Origin of the sequence: Nocardioides sp. Root1257, assembly GCF_001425175.1 — a bacterium.
In the GTDB taxonomy this organism is placed as follows: domain Bacteria; phylum Actinomycetota; class Actinomycetes; order Propionibacteriales; family Nocardioidaceae; genus Nocardioides.
In genome coordinates, this window is the sequence record NZ_LMDV01000008.1 from 572,190 (window position 1) to 588,554 (window position 16,365).

The 16,365-nt window shown below is 71.5% G+C and carries 12 protein-coding genes; 7 read left to right on the plus strand and 5 right to left on the minus strand.

Annotated elements, in window-relative coordinates:
• Positions 1 to 34: 34 nt before the first annotated feature.
• Together ASC77_RS10925 and ASC77_RS10930 are read right to left on the minus strand one after the other, a co-directional pair.
• Positions 35 to 721: a response regulator gene (locus tag ASC77_RS10925; RefSeq protein ID WP_235547583.1), complete on the minus strand. Its 687-nt coding sequence runs from the start codon at positions 719 to 721 to the stop codon at positions 35 to 37.
• Complete coding sequence (locus ASC77_RS10930; protein WP_056152142.1) at positions 718 to 2,124, minus strand: sensor histidine kinase; 1,407 nt, start codon at positions 2,122 to 2,124, stop codon at positions 718 to 720. The genes ASC77_RS10925 and ASC77_RS10930 overlap by 4 nt, the downstream gene beginning before the upstream one ends.
• Before the next feature lie 339 nt (positions 2,125 to 2,463).
• Between ASC77_RS10930 and ASC77_RS10935 the strand changes: the two genes are divergently transcribed.
• Positions 2,464 to 3,183, plus strand: a complete 720-nt coding sequence (locus ASC77_RS10935) for a helix-turn-helix transcriptional regulator (protein WP_162249817.1) — start codon at positions 2,464 to 2,466, stop codon at positions 3,181 to 3,183.
• 8 nt (positions 3,184 to 3,191) lie between these two features.
• Here ASC77_RS10935 and ASC77_RS10940 read toward each other — a convergent pair whose 3' ends face one another.
• The 3 genes from ASC77_RS10940 to ASC77_RS10950 form a co-directional block, all read right to left on the minus strand.
• Entirely contained in the window at positions 3,192 to 3,929 is a 738-nt protein-coding gene (locus ASC77_RS10940) for a response regulator transcription factor (RefSeq protein WP_235547585.1), read from the minus strand.
• A 262-nt stretch (positions 3,930 to 4,191) separates the two neighbouring features.
• Positions 4,192 to 4,854, minus strand: a complete 663-nt coding sequence (locus ASC77_RS10945) for an acyltransferase (RefSeq protein WP_056152148.1) — start codon at positions 4,852 to 4,854, stop codon at positions 4,192 to 4,194.
• A 71-nt stretch (positions 4,855 to 4,925) separates the two neighbouring features.
• Positions 4,926 to 6,008, minus strand: a complete 1,083-nt coding sequence (locus ASC77_RS10950; RefSeq protein WP_082574720.1) for an LCP family protein — start codon at positions 6,006 to 6,008, stop codon at positions 4,926 to 4,928.
• Between the two features lie 570 nt (positions 6,009 to 6,578).
• Between ASC77_RS10950 and ASC77_RS10955 the strand changes: the two genes are divergently transcribed.
• The 6 genes from ASC77_RS10955 to ASC77_RS10980 all read left to right on the plus strand — a co-directional run bounded on the left by ASC77_RS10955 (position 6,579) and on the right by ASC77_RS10980 (position 16,365).
• Entirely contained in the window at positions 6,579 to 7,454 is an 876-nt protein-coding gene (locus ASC77_RS10955) for a glycosyltransferase family 2 protein (RefSeq protein ID WP_056152153.1), read from the plus strand.
• A gap of 112 nt (positions 7,455 to 7,566) precedes the next feature.
• Positions 7,567 to 12,303, plus strand: a complete 4,737-nt coding sequence (locus tag ASC77_RS10960) for a DUF4082 domain-containing protein (RefSeq protein WP_235547587.1) — start codon at positions 7,567 to 7,569, stop codon at positions 12,301 to 12,303.
• Between the two features lie 210 nt (positions 12,304 to 12,513).
• Positions 12,514 to 13,584 (plus strand): Gfo/Idh/MocA family protein, encoded by a 1,071-nt coding sequence (locus ASC77_RS10965; RefSeq protein ID WP_056152156.1) that lies wholly within the window; start codon positions 12,514 to 12,516, stop codon positions 13,582 to 13,584.
• Positions 13,581 to 14,579 carry an NAD-dependent epimerase/dehydratase family protein gene (locus ASC77_RS10970; RefSeq protein ID WP_056152159.1) on the plus strand — a complete coding sequence of 333 codons (999 nt, stop codon included), beginning with the start codon at positions 13,581 to 13,583 and terminating at the stop codon, positions 14,577 to 14,579. Before ASC77_RS10965 ends, ASC77_RS10970 begins: the two co-directional genes overlap by 4 nt.
• Complete coding sequence (locus tag ASC77_RS10975; RefSeq protein WP_200944953.1) at positions 14,576 to 15,718, plus strand: DegT/DnrJ/EryC1/StrS family aminotransferase; 1,143 nt, start codon at positions 14,576 to 14,578, stop codon at positions 15,716 to 15,718. The genes ASC77_RS10970 and ASC77_RS10975 overlap by 4 nt, the downstream gene beginning before the upstream one ends.
• Positions 15,715 to 16,365 carry a NeuD/PglB/VioB family sugar acetyltransferase gene (locus tag ASC77_RS10980; protein ID WP_056152162.1) on the plus strand — a complete coding sequence of 217 codons (651 nt, stop codon included), beginning with the start codon at positions 15,715 to 15,717 and terminating at the stop codon, positions 16,363 to 16,365. Before ASC77_RS10975 ends, ASC77_RS10980 begins: the two co-directional genes overlap by 4 nt.

Genomic DNA, 16,365 nt, shown 5'->3' on the forward strand with positions numbered 1-16,365 from the left:
GGCGGGAGGGGTCCTGCGCGTCGCGAGACGGGGATCAGTCGGAGACCCGGCGCCAGCCCGAGGTGTTGGCCAGGCCCACTGCGGCGAGCTGGGAGGACACCTCGAGCTTGGCGAGGATCGCCTTGACCTGGGTCCGCACGGTCGCCTCGGACACGACGCTGGCGATGGCGATGTCGCGCACGGTGCGCCCCTCCATCAGCTCGCCGAGCACCGCCTCCTCGCGCGGCGTCAGGAGCGCGAGGCGACGCTGGAGCGCCGCCCTCTCCAGGCCCTGCTCGTGCCAGAAGGCGATGAGGCGGTCGCGCTCCTCGCGGTCGATGACCGGGAGACCCTGGTTGATGCGGCGCACGGTCGAGAGGATCTCGTTGAGCGGCTGGGACTTGCTCAGCACCTTGCGGGCGCCGTACCGGAGGCACTGACCCCACCTCGCCCGGTCGCCCGAGCCGGTCACGACCACGACGTTGATCCCCGCCTTCACGAGCGGGCTGATCAGTCGCATCCCGTCGCCCATGCGACCCAGGTCGAGATCCAACAGCGCGATCCGAGGGCGAGCGCGGACCACCGCAGCGATGAGGGCGTTGGATCCGCCTTCCTCGGGGAGCGGGACCCGCTGCACGTCGTAGCCCTCGAGGCTGAGTGCGAGCTCCAGGGACTCGGCGAACAGGGCGTGGTCCTCGATGATGACGACCCTCAGCTGGCTGCGCGCCCTGGCTGCGTTCACGAGGCGAACTCCTGACGGGTGACGGTCGCCGCTGCCAGGGAGGCCGGGGTCAGGGAGAGCACGAATCTGGCGCCGGGGTGCAGCACGGGGTCGAGTCGGAGGTCCCCGCCGAGCTGTCTCGCCAGCAGCTGCGCCGTCGCCAGCCCGACACCCTCTCCGGGCGAGGTGGTGCTGCGCGTGCCCCACGCGAAGATGCGGTCCCGGAGGTCGGCGTCCACGCCGGGTCCCTGGTCCGTCACGGCGATCTCGACGCGGTCGCCGGCCGACCGGACCGTCACGTCGACCGGTGAGGTACCGGCGTGACGCCGGGCGTTCGACAGCAGCACGTTGACGATCTCGGCGACGTCGTCGGACCGGGCGATCGCGACGTGGCCGGTCGGTTGCCACCGGATGGGCAGTCCCGCGGCCTGGTGGCGGACGACGACCGGGCGCAGTGCGGCGTCGAGCTCGGTCGGCACCGGCGCTCCGCTCGGTTCGAGGCACACGAGCCGCTCGAGCCGGTGCAGCTCCGACCTGGTCATCTCGCTGAGCTGCTCGCGGCGGGCCGGGTTGATCTCCGAGCGGCGCAGCAGGTCGCTGGCGGTCGCGATCCCGGCGAGGGTGCTGCGGATCTCGTGGAGTCGGGCCTGGTCGGTGTGCATGTCCAGCTCGGCGTCCGCCAGGCGCCGCTGGAGCATGGCCAACGCCACGGCATCGTCGATGGCCGCGTGCCGTGCCCGCTCCGCCGCGGTCAGGAGGAGACAGGTACCGCCGGCCATGTTGGCCAGCATGCCCACGAGGATGATCGCCGGTGGGGCGCCGGCGACGGTCGACATGACCTGCCCGACGCCGAGGAGCACGGACGTCGCGGCCAGTGGGCGCCGCATGGTGGCCGGGATCAGGTGGGACCGGTACAGGCGCACCGCGTTCACGACGCTGGCGACCCCGAGGGCGGTGAAGATGAGGACGTACGCCGTCGTCGGCGGTGCCGAGACGGGGAGCTGGAGCACGAGCAGCCGCACGACGATGAGGCTCGCGCCCAGGAGCAGGCCCGTGGCCAGCGGGTCGCGCCGCACCGGCAGCCGGAGGCCAGCCGTGACCAGGATCCCGAGGCCCACGGTGATGCCGACCTGGTAGAGCCCGATCCAGGCGGTCTGGGCGTCCGAGCCGGGCCGGTCGCCGACGATGAGCATGAACCAGTGCAGCTCCTGCAGGCCGAACGCCACGGTCACCGTCGCGAGCCAGGCCAGCGCCTGGTCCTGCACGATGTGCCAGTGGACGTAGAAGAACGTGCCGGCGCACAGGATGGCCACCGCGGTCGCCAGCATGCAGATGTCAGCGGTGGGGCTGATGCCCCCGTCGGCGCCCCACTCGGGCACGAGCAGCCCGGCGGCGGCCCCCCCGCCCGCGACCCAGACCGCCATGCGACGAACGCTGCGCTCCTGTGACATTGATCCCCCAACTCCCCCGAGTTGCACTATCTCGCCGTCGCGACCACGGTTCGCAACGAATTCCGCACGATTTTCCGCATCTCGGCAGAAGGATTACGCAGCCGACGCTCCGACTTCGACTGAGTCGGTGACGTTATCCCCCAGATTAGGGACGGCACGGGGCGTGCGCCGACCCCGTCGCGTGCTAGACGGTCGCGCCGGGGGGCGTGCACACCACCCTCTCTCCGGCGCTGCCGAGGAGGCATCCCGAAAGCAGGGGAGGTTCGTTCACGACCGCACACCGCCCGGACGGCCGACGGCACGATGGCCGAGATGGTGGCGACGTCTTCCCCTGCGGCGAGCGCACTGACCGGAGCGGTCGACCGCTCGGCGCTGGAGCCACCTCTCGCGCTGGCGTTCGCGTCCGACCTGCGGCTCGTCGCGGACGCCGTGGCCGTCGCGCTGACGAGTCGAGGGTTCCAGGTGCAGGTGCTCAGCTGGCCGCGCACGTCGGGAGCGGAGCCGGTGCAACGACAGCTCGCGGACCTCAGCGCCGACGTGGCCGTGCTGCTGTACGACGTGGACATGTCCATCAGGATGGCGGAGGCGGTGGCCCTGCTCAGGAGCTGGTCTGGACCGTGGCTCGTGCTCACCGGGGTTTCCCCTGGCCCGGCCTGGGGTGGCCTTACACTCGCCGGCGCCGCGGCGGTGAGGTCGAGCGACATCTCGCTCGCGGACGTCGCCGACCTGGTCCGCCGGCTGGCTGCCGGAGAGCCCGATCCGTCGCCCGACGTGGCGAGGTACGTCGAGTCGTGGCGGGCCGTGCAGACCCGGCACGGAGACATCCAGCGACGCATCGACAGCCTCGCGCCGCGCGAGCTCGAGGTGCTGACGCTGCTCTACCAGGGCGTCCGGGTGGACGCCATCGCGCGCAGGCTGGGACTGTCCGTGGCGACGGTGCGCAGCCAGGTGCGAGCGATCCTGAGGAAGCTCGACGCGCGGTCGCAGCTGTCGGCCGTGGCGCTGCTGCACGCCATCGACGGGGCGACCTGAGGGCCGCCTCAGTCGACCGGCGACGTCCAGTCGACCTGGCGTGCCAGCGCGACCGCGGCCAGCTGCGACGAGACCTCGAGCTTGCCGAGGATCGACTTGACCTGCGTGCGCACCGTCGCCTCGGAGACGAAGGAGCGGGAGGCGATCTCACGGACCGTACGGCCGTGGGAGAGGTCGCCGAGCACCTCGGACTCGCGAACGGAGAGCAGCTCCAGCCGACCCCACGCGTGCTGCTGCTGCGCGCGCCGCTCGTGCCACAGGCGCAGCAGCTCGTCCCGCTCTCCGGGTGCCAGCACCGGGAGCCCGGCGTCGATGCGGCGCAGCACCCCGACGACCTCGTTGAGCTGACCGGTCTTGCTGATCACCTTCCGTGCACCCAGCCGCAGGCACTGCCCCCACCGCGCTCGGTCGTGGTTGGCGGTCACGACGACGACCGTCGCCCCGCTCTGGATCAGCGAGGGGATGAGCCGTGCACCATCGCCGAAGTGCCCGAGGTCGAGGTCGAGCAGGACGATGTCGGCATGCGTCCGCGCGGCCCGGGTGAGCAGGTTGGCCGCCCGGGCCGGGCTGCTCGGCACCTCCGCCTGCCGGACCTCGTAGCCGACCCGCGAGAGAGCGAGGTCGAGCGACTCGGCGAAGAGCGGATGGTCGTCGATGACCAGGATCCGCTTGCGTCGCACCCCGCGTCCGCTGTGGTGCTCGATGTCGCCGGTCGAGGTCACGGTGTCGGTTCGTTGTGTGGTCACGAGGCCAACGCTGCGGACCGCGTGTGCCGCGCGTCGGCGAGTCCAGCCCGGATACCTCATCTTCGGGACGCCGCGCCGGCCGCCGGCGCCGGGAGCATGGTTCGCCAGCCGGCCGTCCTGCCGCTCATGGGGTAGCGGCTCCGGCTGCCGAGCGCGCCCTAGGGTTGATCACGGGGGTAGGGGCTGCTGCGGACAGTCGCACGGAGAGACGGCCGGCTGACGAACCGGTCAGGGACCCGAGTTCTCGGAGGTCCTCCCAGTATCAGCGGTGCTCGACGGGCTGGTCATCATCAATACTCGGCGACCTGGGTGGTGGCACGTCGACCTGCTCCTCCAACCGGCCCTGCCACTCGACGTACTGACGACCGGAGACCGGGCAGCGGTAGACGTTGCGGCCGATGTTCTCCAGCGGCACGCCCTGGTGGCCGACCCACCGCACCTGCCGTGCGGGCACTCCGGCGACCAGGGCGAAGTCCGGGACGTCCTTGGTGACCACGGCGCCGGCGGCCACCATCGCCCACCTCCCGATGCTCACCGGCGCGACGCACACCGCGCGCGCGCCGATCGACGCACCCTCGCGCACGTGGACACCCACCGGCTGCCAGTCGTCTGCCGACTTCAGGCGGCCGTCAGCTGTCACCGCGCGGGGGAACATGTCGTTGGTGAGCACGACGGCGGGTCCGATGAACGCGCCGCTCTCGACGAAGGCCGGCTCGTAGACCAGGGCATGGTTCTGGATCTTGCACCGGTCGCCGATCGCCACCCCCGGGCCGACGTAGGCCCCGCGGCCGACGATGCAGCTCTTGCCGACGACGGCCCGCTCCCGGACCTGGGCGAGGTGCCAGATCACGGTGCCGGCGCCGATGGACGCGTCGGGATCGACGTCGGCGGAGCCGTGGACGGTGGCCGCTGGCGGTCTGGTCATGGGCACATCAGAGGGCAACGGCGCCGGGTGCGGAAGCCGCGACGAGACGACTACCCAATAGTCGGGACGAGTCAGCTGACGACGGTCGGGGTCAGGGACCGCGGGTGCCGTGCCGTCCACTCCGCGAGCTCGTCGGTCACGACCGCGCCCCACAGCCCGGAGGCGGCTCTCCGGTCGGCGTACACGACGCTCTGATCCCCCTCCCGACCGAACCCTCGCACCGGCATCGTCAGGTAGGTCAGGTGGGCGGTCTCGAAGCTGCGCATGGAGATCACGAGGCCGACCATGTCCCTGGTCGACCACGCGTCGTCCACCGACAGGTGCTGGGTCACGGTGTCGAGGAAGTCGAAGAGCATCTTCGGGTCCTTGCGCATCTCCTGGTGCAGGGCGCTCTGCATCAGGGTCCGCAGGACGGCCTGCTGACGGGCGACACGGTCGAGGTCGCCGCCGCGCAGGCCGTAGCGCTGCCGGACGTACGTCAGCGCCGCCGCGCCGTCGAGGTGGTGCACCCCGGCCGACCAGGTGACGGCGCGCGCGGTGTCGACGACGGTCTCGGGGACGGTGACGTCGATGCCCCCGACGGCGTCGATGAGGGCGGCGAACCCCGTCCAGTCCACGACCGCGACGTGGTCGATCCGGATCGCCGTCAGGAGCTCGACGGTCTGGACGGCGAGCGACGGCCCGCCGTACGAGTACGCCGCGTTGATCTTCGCGCTGCCGACCCCCGGGACGGTCACCCAGGTGTCGCGCGGGATCGAGATGACCGAGGCGGAACGACGGTCCGCGCTGATGTGGAGGATCATCATCGCGTCGCTGCGCTGGGCGCCGACGACCCAGGACGCGGCCTCCGCGTCGGACCCGGTCGTCGGCACGTCGGAGCGGCGGTCGGTGCCGATGAGCAGGATGTTGACGGCGTCGCCCGCCGGTCCGGCCGGCCTGCTCGGCCGGTCCCTCAGCCCGTCGAACACACCGGGGATCCGGTCGACGTTCCCGGACAGCCGGTGCTCCAGGTAGAGGACGGTTCCGACCGGCGCCAGTGCGAGCAGGGCCAGGCAGACCAGGAGGCCGATGACGGCGTTCCGCACGTGGTGGCGGTTCCGGATCGCGTCCGTGGTGGCGTCGGGGGTGGCGTCGTCGAACAGGTGGGGGGACATGGCGTCCATGGACCGGCCGCCCCGTCACGCGACGCCCTATCGGTCGGGCGATTACCCAACTTGAGACCCCCCGGTCCCCAGATTTCGGTATCCCCACGATGGGTCTGCGCGGCCTTCGGGCGGCCGCAGGATCGTGTGGACCAGCGGGGGCTCGGCGGCCGGATTGGGGGGCCGGCCGCCACCCTCGGTCGGCATCACTTCTGACGAGGGCGCGGCCCCTTGTCCGGAAGCGCCTGCTGCGCGGGCTTTCGCATCCGATCTGGCGGCGAAGTCGCCACCCCACGAAACACGCTCGCTGCGCTCGCGCTTCCGCGGGGACCCCGGACGATCGACGACTCGACGGGCCTCCGGCCCGCCTTCGCACCTCCGCCTTGCCAGATACGGCGCGAAACCCCGCTCGCGACGGCGCCGGACAAGGCGTCGCACCCTGCTCCCCAATACCGGTGAAACGCACGATCGACCTCCGAACCCGGGCGGTCCGCTTGCGATCGTCGGGTCGTCGTCCCAGCGGGGTGGCCGCGTCGCTGACCAGCGCGACGCGTGGACGAGCACGGACGCCGAGGGGGGCGGATGGCGAAGCGAGTGACGGCATCGGTGGTGATCCCGGCGCACAACGAGGCGCAGGTGGTCGAGGCCACCCTGCGGACGTTGCTCGGCGACGTGGTGCCCGGCACCTTCGACGTCGTCGTCGTCTGCAACGGGTGCAGCGACGACACCGCGGACCGGGCCCGATCGGTGGCCGGCGTCCGCGTGGTCGAGATCGCGGAGCCCTCGAAGGCTCGCGCGACCGTCGTCGGCAACCGCGCCACGACGGTCTTCCCGCGCGTGCACCTCGACGCGGACGTCGCGATCACCGGTGCGGACGTCCTCCGCCTCGTCGAGCCGATCCGGGCCGGCACGGCCCTGGCGACCGGGCCGCGACGGGTCGTCCCGACCGACGGGTGCAGCTGGGTCGTGCGTGCGTACTACCGCGTCTGGCAGTCCCTGCCGGAGGTGCGGAGCGGACTCTTCGGCCGTGGAGTCGTGGCGCTGTCGGCCGCAGGGCAGGCACGGGTCGACCTCCGGGCGGGGATGATGAACGACGACCTCGCGATGTCGGAGGCCTTCCTCCCGACCGAGCGTCAGGTGGTCACCGAGGCCACGGTCGTGGTGCACCCCCCGCGGACGACCGCGGACCTGGTCCTGCGCCGCACCCGAGTCGCGACCGGCAACACCCAGGCCGCCGACCTCGGCGTGCGCCGGACCTCGGCGACCTCGCTGACCACGCTCGCCGCGCTGGCCGTCCGGGATCCGCGCCTCGCGCTGCGGGTGCCGGTCTTCCTGGCCGTCGGCCTGGTCGCCCGCCGCCGGTCCCGCAGGGCCGTCCGCGCCGGCGACTACACGACCTGGTTGCGGGACGAGAGCTCCCGTCTCCGTACCGAACGACCGCAGACGTCTTCGCGCTGACCACCGCGCTGAGAGAACCGAGAAGGCTCAGAGAACAGAGATGAACATGTCCGTGTCGAAGCCGCACCACCCCCTCCGTCCGTCTCGGTTCCGCAGGTCCCGCACGGGGTCCGTGCTCGTCTGTCTCGTGATGGTGCTGTCCGGACTGGCAGCGGTGACCGCGGTCGAGACCGCCGCCGCGGCCGACCCCTGCGGCACCGGTGGCAACAAGATCGCCTGCGAGAACAGCAAGCCCGGCAGCCCGCCGAGCGTCTGGGACGTGGACGGCGCCGGGGACGACTCGATCCAGGGCTTCGCGACGGACATCAGCGTCAACGTCGGGTCGCGGATCGACTTCAAGATCGACACGAGCGCCTCGGCGTACTCGATCACGATCTTCCGGATGGGGTGGTACGGCGGTGACGGCGCCCGCGAGATCACCACGGTGAACCCGTCGGCCTCGTTGCCGCAGCACCAGCCGCAGTGCATCACCGACGCGACCACCGAGCTGTACGACTGCGGGACCTGGGGCGTGTCGGCGTCGTGGAACGTCCCGTCCACCGCCGTGTCCGGCGTCTACATCGCGCTGCTGAAGCGCAACGACAACGGCGACGCCAGTCACATCACCTTCGTGGTGCGCGACGACGCGAGCACGTCGAACGTCGTCTTCCAGACCTCGGACCCGACGTGGCAGGCCTACAACACGTACGGCGGCTCGGACTTCTACCAGGGCGCCGCCAACGGTCGCGCCTACAAGATCAGCTACAACCGGCCGGTCCTGACGCGCGACGGCATCGGCGGCCGCGACTTCTTCTTCTCCAACGAGTACCCGGCGGTGCGCTTCCTCGAGCGCAACGGGTACGACGTGAGCTACATGGCGGGCGTGGACACCGATCGCCGTGGCGCCCTGATCAAGAACCACAAGGTCTTCCTGTCGGTCGGCCACGACGAGTACTGGAGCGGCGCCCAGCGTGCGAACGTCGAGGCGGCGCGGGACGCCGGCGTCAACCTCCAGTTCCTGAGCGGCAACGAGATCTACTGGCGCACGAGGTACGAGGCCTCGGCCGACAGCAGCCACACGGCGTACCGCACCCTCGTCTCCTACAAGGAGACCTGGGCGCAGGACAAGATCGACCCGTCCTCCGAGTGGACGGGCACCTGGCGAGACCCTCGGTTCGCGCCCAAGAGTGCGGGCGGTGGGCTGCAGGAGAACGCGCTGTCCGGGACGATCTTCATGTCCAACGTCACCGACCTCCCGGTCACGGTGAGCAAGGCCGAGGGCAAGCTGCGGCTCTGGCGAAATACCGGGCTCAGCTCGATGGTCGCCAACACCACCGCGCTTGCTCCACACACGGTCGGCTACGAGTCCGACGAGGACCAGGACAACGGGTCGCGACCACCGGGTCTGATCGACATGTCGACGGTCAGCGGAGCGATCGCTGGTCAGTACATGCAGGACTACGGGTCACTCGTCGGCGACGGCACGACGACCCACCACATCACGCTCTACAAGGCGCCGAGCGGCGCGCTCGTCTTCGGCGCCGGCAGCGTCCAGTGGACCTGGGGCCTCGACGAGGAGCACGACTCGCCGTTCGCGGCAGAGCCTGCGGACCAGCGGATGCAGCAGGCGCAGGTCAACCTGCTCGCCGACATGGGGGCGCAGCCCACCACGCTGATGTCCACGCTCTCGGCGGCGACGAAGTCGACCGACACCGCGGCGCCGACCGTCGCCATCTCGACACCCGCCGCGGGTGCGGCCACCGCCAACGGCACCCAGGTGACCGTCACCGGGACCGCCGCTGACACCGGTGGCGGCGTCGTCGCCGGCGTCGAGTACTCGACGGACGCCGGCAGCAGCTGGCACCCGGCCACCGGCACCACGGCGTGGTCCTTCACGTTCGTGCAGCACGGCATCGGCGACAACGCCTTCCGGGTCCGCGCCGTCGACGACAGCGCGAACATCGGGACCGCCGTCAGCCGCAGCCTCGCCGTCTCCTGCCCGTGCTCGATCTACGGGAGCGCGCCGCCGCCCACCAAGATCCTGACGAACGCGGGCGTCGCGACGCAGGCCGCCAACGACTCGTCGGCCGCCGAGCTGGGCGTGCGGTTCACGCCGACCACGAGCGGCTTCATCACCGGGGTGCGGTTCTTCAAGGGCACCGGCAACACCGGCACGCACGTCGGGTCGCTGTGGAGCAGCGCCGGCCAGCAGCTCGGCACGGCCACCTTCGCCAACGAGTCCGCGACCGGGTGGCAGACCGTGAGCTTCAACGCGGCGGTGCCGGTCACCGCGGGGCAGACCTACGTCGTCTCGTACACCGCGCCGAACGGGCACTACGCCAACCAGCCGGACGCCTTCTCCGCCCAGGGCATCGACGCCTCGCCGTTCCAGGTCGCGGGCGGGTACGGCGCCGTGCCCGCGGGCGTGTACGGCAACGCCGGCGCGTTCCCCGACCAGAGCTACAAGAACTCCAGCTACTTCGTCGACGTCGTCTTCTCGACCACCGACACGACGCCGCCGGCGGTCGTGGACCGGTGGCCGCTCGCCGGCTCCTCGTCCGTCGCGCCGTCGACCACGGTGCGCGCCACGTTCTCGAAGCCGATGACGGCCGGCACGGTCTCGCTGGTCCTCAAGGACTCCAACGGAACGACGGTGGCCGGCAGCACGGCGTACGACGCCGGCACCCGCACCGTGACGTTCACCCCGACGGCGGCGCTGTCCGGGTTCGTCCAGTACACCGCGACCGTCAGCGGGACGGACACCACCGGTCTCGTGCTCAGCGCCGGCAAGACCTGGTCGTTCACGACGGCGCGTCCGGCTGGGGTCCCCGGCGTCTGCCCGTGCTCGCTCTTCGACGAGTCGACGACCCCGACGGTGCTCGAGGTCAACGACCCGGACGCGGTCACGCTCGGGGTGCGGTTCACGAGCGACGTCGCGGGCTCGGTCACGGGCGTGCGCTTCTACAAGGGCCCGAACAACACGGGCTCGCACACCGGGACGCTCTGGTCCGCCAGCGGGACGAAGCTCGCCGAGGGCACGTTCAGCGGTGAGTCCACCAGCGGCTGGCAGACGCTGACGTTCACCTCGCCGGTCGCGATCACCAAGAACACCGAGTACGTCGCGTCGTACCGCACGACCGTAGGTCGCTACTCGGCGACCCCGAACGCGTTCGCCGCGGCCGACCTGTCGAAGGCGCCGCTCCGCGTGACGTCGACGGCGGGTGCCTACACGTACGGGACCGGGTTCCCGTCGACCTCGGCCTCGACCAGCTACCTGGTCGACGTCGTCTTCCAGAAGGGTGCGCCGACGATCTCGGTCACCTCGCAGGCGCCCGCACCCAACGCGGTCGACGTCCCGCGCGGCACCACGATCGGGATCCAGGTCTCCGACCCGCTCGCGTCCGGGTACGCCGTCGCGGTGACGCAGCAGCCGAGCGGTCAGGCGATCGCGGGCACCACGGTCCTCGACCCGTCGGCCACCCAGCTGACGTTCACCCCGTCGGCGACGCTGCCGGCGGACAGCGACATCCGGGTGCAGGTGAGCGGGCTGAAGTCCCAGGAGGGCGCGACGCTGGCCACCCAGACGTGGACCTTCCACACCCGAGGGCCGGACTCCGTCACCAGCCAGTCGCTGTTCACGGGCCAGGTGCCCCAGGTGACGGCCGTGGACGAGAGCTCCCCGGTCGAGCTCGGCACGGCGTTCAGCCCGACCCGCAACGGCACGGTGACCGGGATCCGCTTCTACAAGGGCCCCGGCAACAACGGCACCCACACGGGCTCGCTCTGGAGCTCGTCCGGCACGCGACTGGCGACGGTCACGTTCGCCAACGAGACGGCGAACGGCTGGCAGCAGGCCGCGCTGTCCTCGCCGGTCACGCTGACGGCCGGGACGACGTACGTCGTGTCGTACTACGCGCCCCAGGGGCACTACTCCTACACGCCGGGGTTCTTCTCGTCCGCGCTGACGTCCGGTGACCTCACCGCGCCAGCAGACTCGAACGGGCGCTACCTCTACGGCGCCGGCGGCGGGTTCCCGACGTTCAGCTACAACGCGTCGTCGTACTTCGTCGACGTGGTGTTCGAGCCCGCGACACCGACGATCAGCGTGACCGGCCGGCTGCCCGCCTCGGGGGCGACCAACGTCCCTCGTGGTGTCGCGCCGTCGATCACGTTCGACGAGCCGGTGGCCACGGGCTACACGATGACGGCCAAGCAGGGGGTGACGACGATCCCCGGCACGGTCGCGCTCTCCGACGACCAGAAGACGCTGACGTTCACGCCGTCGGCGAGCCTGCCTGCGGATGCCGACGTGACCGTCACCGTCTCCGGGGTCGTGTCGACCCGAGGGGCCGTCCTGCCCACGCAGACGTGGACCTTCCACACCGAGCCGCCGACGACCGTGCTGACGTCGTTGTTCGACGGCCAGACCCCGGCCACGACCTCGGTCAACGACGGCGACCCGGTGGAGCTCGGCACGTCGTTCACGCCGAGCGTCAACGGTCAGGTGACGCAGGTGCGCTTCTACAAGGGCGCGGGCAACACCGGTGTGCACACCGGCTCGATCTGGTCCTCGACCGGGACGCGGCTCGCGACGGTGACCTTCACCGGTGAGTCCGCCAGCGGGTGGCAGACGGCGACCTTCGCATCACCGGTCTCGCTGACCGGTGGCCAGACCTACGTCGTGTCGTACTACGCACCCAACGGCCACTACTCGGCGACGGGGGCGTTCTTCGGCTCCGGCTGGACGTCCGGCGTCCTGACGGCACCGGCGACCAACAACGGGCGCTATCTCTACGGCAGCGGTGGCGGCTTCCCGAACAGCTCCTGGAACGCGACGAACTACTTCGTCGACGTGGTGTTCCGCAGCTGAGCGACGTCGCGGACAGGGGGCCTCTCGGCATCGGTCGGGAGGCCCTTCGGCGTGCCCCGAACGCGCACCGGACGAGCCCGTCGACATCGCGCCCCCGGTGCTCCCCAAGTTCGGGTATAGGACCCCGGCGCTCCCCGTGCCACGCAGGCCCAACGACTGGAATGGCGTCATCGCCCGGTCGCTCGACCGGGCGTCAACACAGGGGGATCGATGTCATCTGAGCGCCTCGGCGTCGCGGTGGTGGGAGCCGGCTACTGGGGGCCGAACCTGGTCCGCAACTTCAGTGCCAGTCCGGAGTGGGACCTGGTCGCGGCCTGCGACCTCGACATCGACCGCGCCAGGAGCGTGGTCGGCGAGCGGAGCGGCGTCGACGTCACGGCCGACCTGGCCGACGTGCTGGCCCGCGACGACGTGGACGCGATCGCGATCGCGACGCCGGCGCGGACGCACCGGCACATCGCGACCGAGGCGCTGCGGGCCGGTAAGCACGTCCTGGTCGAGAAGCCGTTGGCCGACAGCGTCGGGTCCGGCCGCGAGATGGTCGACCTGGCCCGCAGCCAGGGCCTGGTCCTGATGGCGGACCACACCTACTGCTACACGCCGGCCGTCCAGCGGATCGCCGAGCTCGTCGCCGAGGGCGCCCTCGGCGAGATCCTCTTCATCGACTCCGTGCGGATCAACCTCGGGCTGGTGCAACCCGACGTCGACGTCTTCTGGGACCTCGCACCGCACGACCTGTCGATCCTCGACCGGATCCTGCCCGGCGGGCTGCGGCCCCTCGGGGTCGCCGCCCAGGGCGCCGACCCGGTGGGCGCAGGCAAGGCCTGCGTCGGCTACCTGACGCTCCCGTTCGAGAACGGCTCGATGGCGCACGTCCACGTCAACTGGCTCAGCCCCACCAAGATCCGGCAGATGGTGATCGGCGGGAGCGAGCGCACGCTGGTCTGGGACGACCTCAACCCGCAGCAGCGGCTCAGTGTCTTCGACCGCGGCGTGGACCTGGTGCAGCAGACGGTCGACAGCGCGGACCGGCGTACGGCGTCGATCTCCTACCGGCTCGGAGACACCTGGGCGCCCGCCCTGCCGGAGCGAGAGGCGCTCGGCGAGATGGTCGCCGAGCTCGCCCGCAGCATCCGCGGGCAGTCGGCTCCCCAGACCGACGGCCACGCGGGCCTGCGCGTGCTCAGCGTGCTCGAAGCGGCGGCCACCAGCCTGCGGGCGCGCGGCGCTCTCGTCGACGTCATGTCCACCGACCAGCCTGAACTGGAGATCGTCCGATGACCGACCTCAGCGGAGCCCACGTCCTCGTCACCGGAGGAGCCGGAACGATCGGCTCCACGCTCGTGGACCAGCTGATCGATGCCGGCGCCGCCCGCATCGACGTGATCGACAACCTCGTCCGTGGCACGACGGCCAACCTGGAGCCGGCCTTCCAGTCCGGCCGGGTCAACCTCTTCGAGGGCGACATCCGCAACCGGGACCTGCTCTACGACCTCACCCGGCGCAAGGACCTGGTGTTCCACCAGGCGGCGCTGCGGATCACCCAGTGCGCGGAGGAGCCGCGGCTCGCGCTCCAGGTCCTGGTCGACGGCACCTTCAACGTCATCGAGGCCGCGGCGGACGCGCGGGTGTCCAAGGTGGTCGCCGCCTCCTCGGCCTCCGTCTACGGGATGGCCGAGAAGTTCCCGACCGGCGAGCGTCACCACCACCACGACAACGACACGTTCTACGGGGCCGCGAAGTCGTTCAACGAGGGGATGCTCCGCAGCTTCCGGGCCATGCGCGGGCTCGACTACGTCGCGCTGCGCTACTTCAACGTCTACGGCCCGCGGATGGACGTCCACGGGCTCTACACCGAGGTGCTGGTGCGGTGGATGGAACGCATCGCCGACGGCAAGCCCCCGCTGATCTTCGGCGACGGCTCCCAGACGATGGACTTCGTCTTCACCCGCGACATCGCCCGCGCCAACGTCCTCGCCGCCGCCGGTGACGTCGTCGAGGGCACCTACAACGTGGCGAGCGGGACCGAGACCAGCCTGGTCGATCTCGCACACGCGCTGCTGAAGGTCATGGGCTCCGACCTGGACGTCGAGCACGGCCCGGCACGCGCGGTCAACGGCGTGGAACGTCGGCTGGCCGACGTGCGTGCCGCCCAGCGCGACCTCGGGTTCACCGCGGAGGTCGGGTTGGAGGACGGTCTCCGCGAGCTGGTCGAGTGGTGGACGCCGCTGCGCGACCAGGTCGCCAACGGGCGACAGAGGGTGGTGACCTGGTGACCCGGATCAACGTGATGCAGCCATGGCTCGGCGAGGAGGAGATCACCGCGGTCGCCCGGGTCATCGAGTCCGGGTGGGTCGCCCAGGGGCCGCAGGTCGCCGCGTTCGAGGAGGCGTTCGCCGAGGCCCAGGACGTGGAGTTCGCCGTCGCGACCTCCAGCTGCACCACCGCGCTGCACCTCGCGCTCGCCGTCGCCGGCGTCGGACCGGGCGACGACGTCGTGGTGCCGTCGTACTCCTTCATCGCGACCGCCAACGCCGCGACGTACGTCGGGGCCCGGCCGGTCTTCGCGGACGTCGAGCCCGAGACGGGCAACGTGTCGGCCGAGACCCTCGCCACCGCGCTCACGCCGCGCACCCGGGCGGTGATCGTCGTGCACCAGGGCGGCGTGCCCGCCGACCTCGCCCCGATCTACCGGCTCTGCGATCCGCTCGGCATCGTGGTCGTCGAGGACGCGGCGTGCGCCGCCGGGTCCACCTACCGCGGTCGGCCGGTCGGCGCGGCGGCAGACATCGCCGCCTGGTCGTTCCACCCCCGCAAGCTCCTGACCACCGGTGAGGGCGGGATGATCACGACCGGTCGCGCGGAGTGGGCGGGCCGGGCCCGGCTGCTGCGCGAGCACGCGATGAGCGTGTCGGCCGCCGATCGCCACGCGAGCGTGCTGGCCCCGCCGGAGGTGTACGCCGAGGTCGGCTTCAACTTCCGGATGACCGACCTGCAGGCCGCCGTCGGGCTGGTCCAGCTGGCACGCCTCCCGGAGATGGTCGCGCGGCGGCGCGCCCTGGCCGCGGGCTACCAGAAGGCGATCGCCGACATCGACGGCCTGCGCGCCGTGGCCGACCCGGAGTGGGGGACCGGCAACTACCAGTCGTTCTGGGTCGAGGTCGAGCCGGGCTACCCGGTCGACCGGGAGGGCCTGATGACCCGGCTCGCCGAGGCCGACATCTCCGCGCGTCGCGGCATCATGGCGGCGCACCGCCAGCCGGCGTACGCCGGGGCAGACACCGGTGACGTCCCGCTGCCCGTGACCGAGCGGCTCACCGACAACACCCTCATCCTGCCGCTGTTCCACCAGCTCTCCGACTCCGAGCAGGCCCGCGTGGTCGACGTGCTCGTGGACCCCGGGCGACGCCGGTGAGACCTCTCATCCTGGTAGCGGCCGGCGGCCTCGCCCGTGAGGTGGTCGAGGCCGTGCGTGCGGCCGACCCCGGCCGGGCCGTGCGGGTCGTCGACGACGACCCGGCGCTGCTGCGGTCCTCCCTGCACGGGGCGCCGGTCGTCGGTGGCCTGTACGCCGTCCACGAGCTCGACGACCACGAGGTCGTGGTGTGCGCCGGCAACGGCCGCACCCGTCGCTTCCTGGTGGACCGGCTGCTGGCGATCGGGGTGGAGCCGTCGCGCTTCGCGACCATCGTCCACCCGTCGGTCGAGGTGCCGGCGAGCTGCCGGATCGGCGCGGGCAGCGTGCTGCTGGCGCAGGTGGCGCTCACGTCGGACGTGCGGATCGGCGACCACGTCGTCGTGATGCCCCAGGTCACGCTCACCCACGACGTCGTCGTCGAGGACTACGCGACCCTGTGCGCCGGGGTCAGCCTGGGCGGCGGCGTGCGCGTCGGCGCCGCGGCGTACGTCGGGATGAACGCCACCGCCCGCCAGGCGGTCGCCCTCGGGAGCGGCTCGACCCTCGGCATGGGGGCGGCCCTGCTGCAGGACCTGCCTGTGGGTGAGACGTGGGCAGGGGTGCCGGCGGTGCCGATCGGCGCCCCGCGGCTCCAGGAGGTCTGA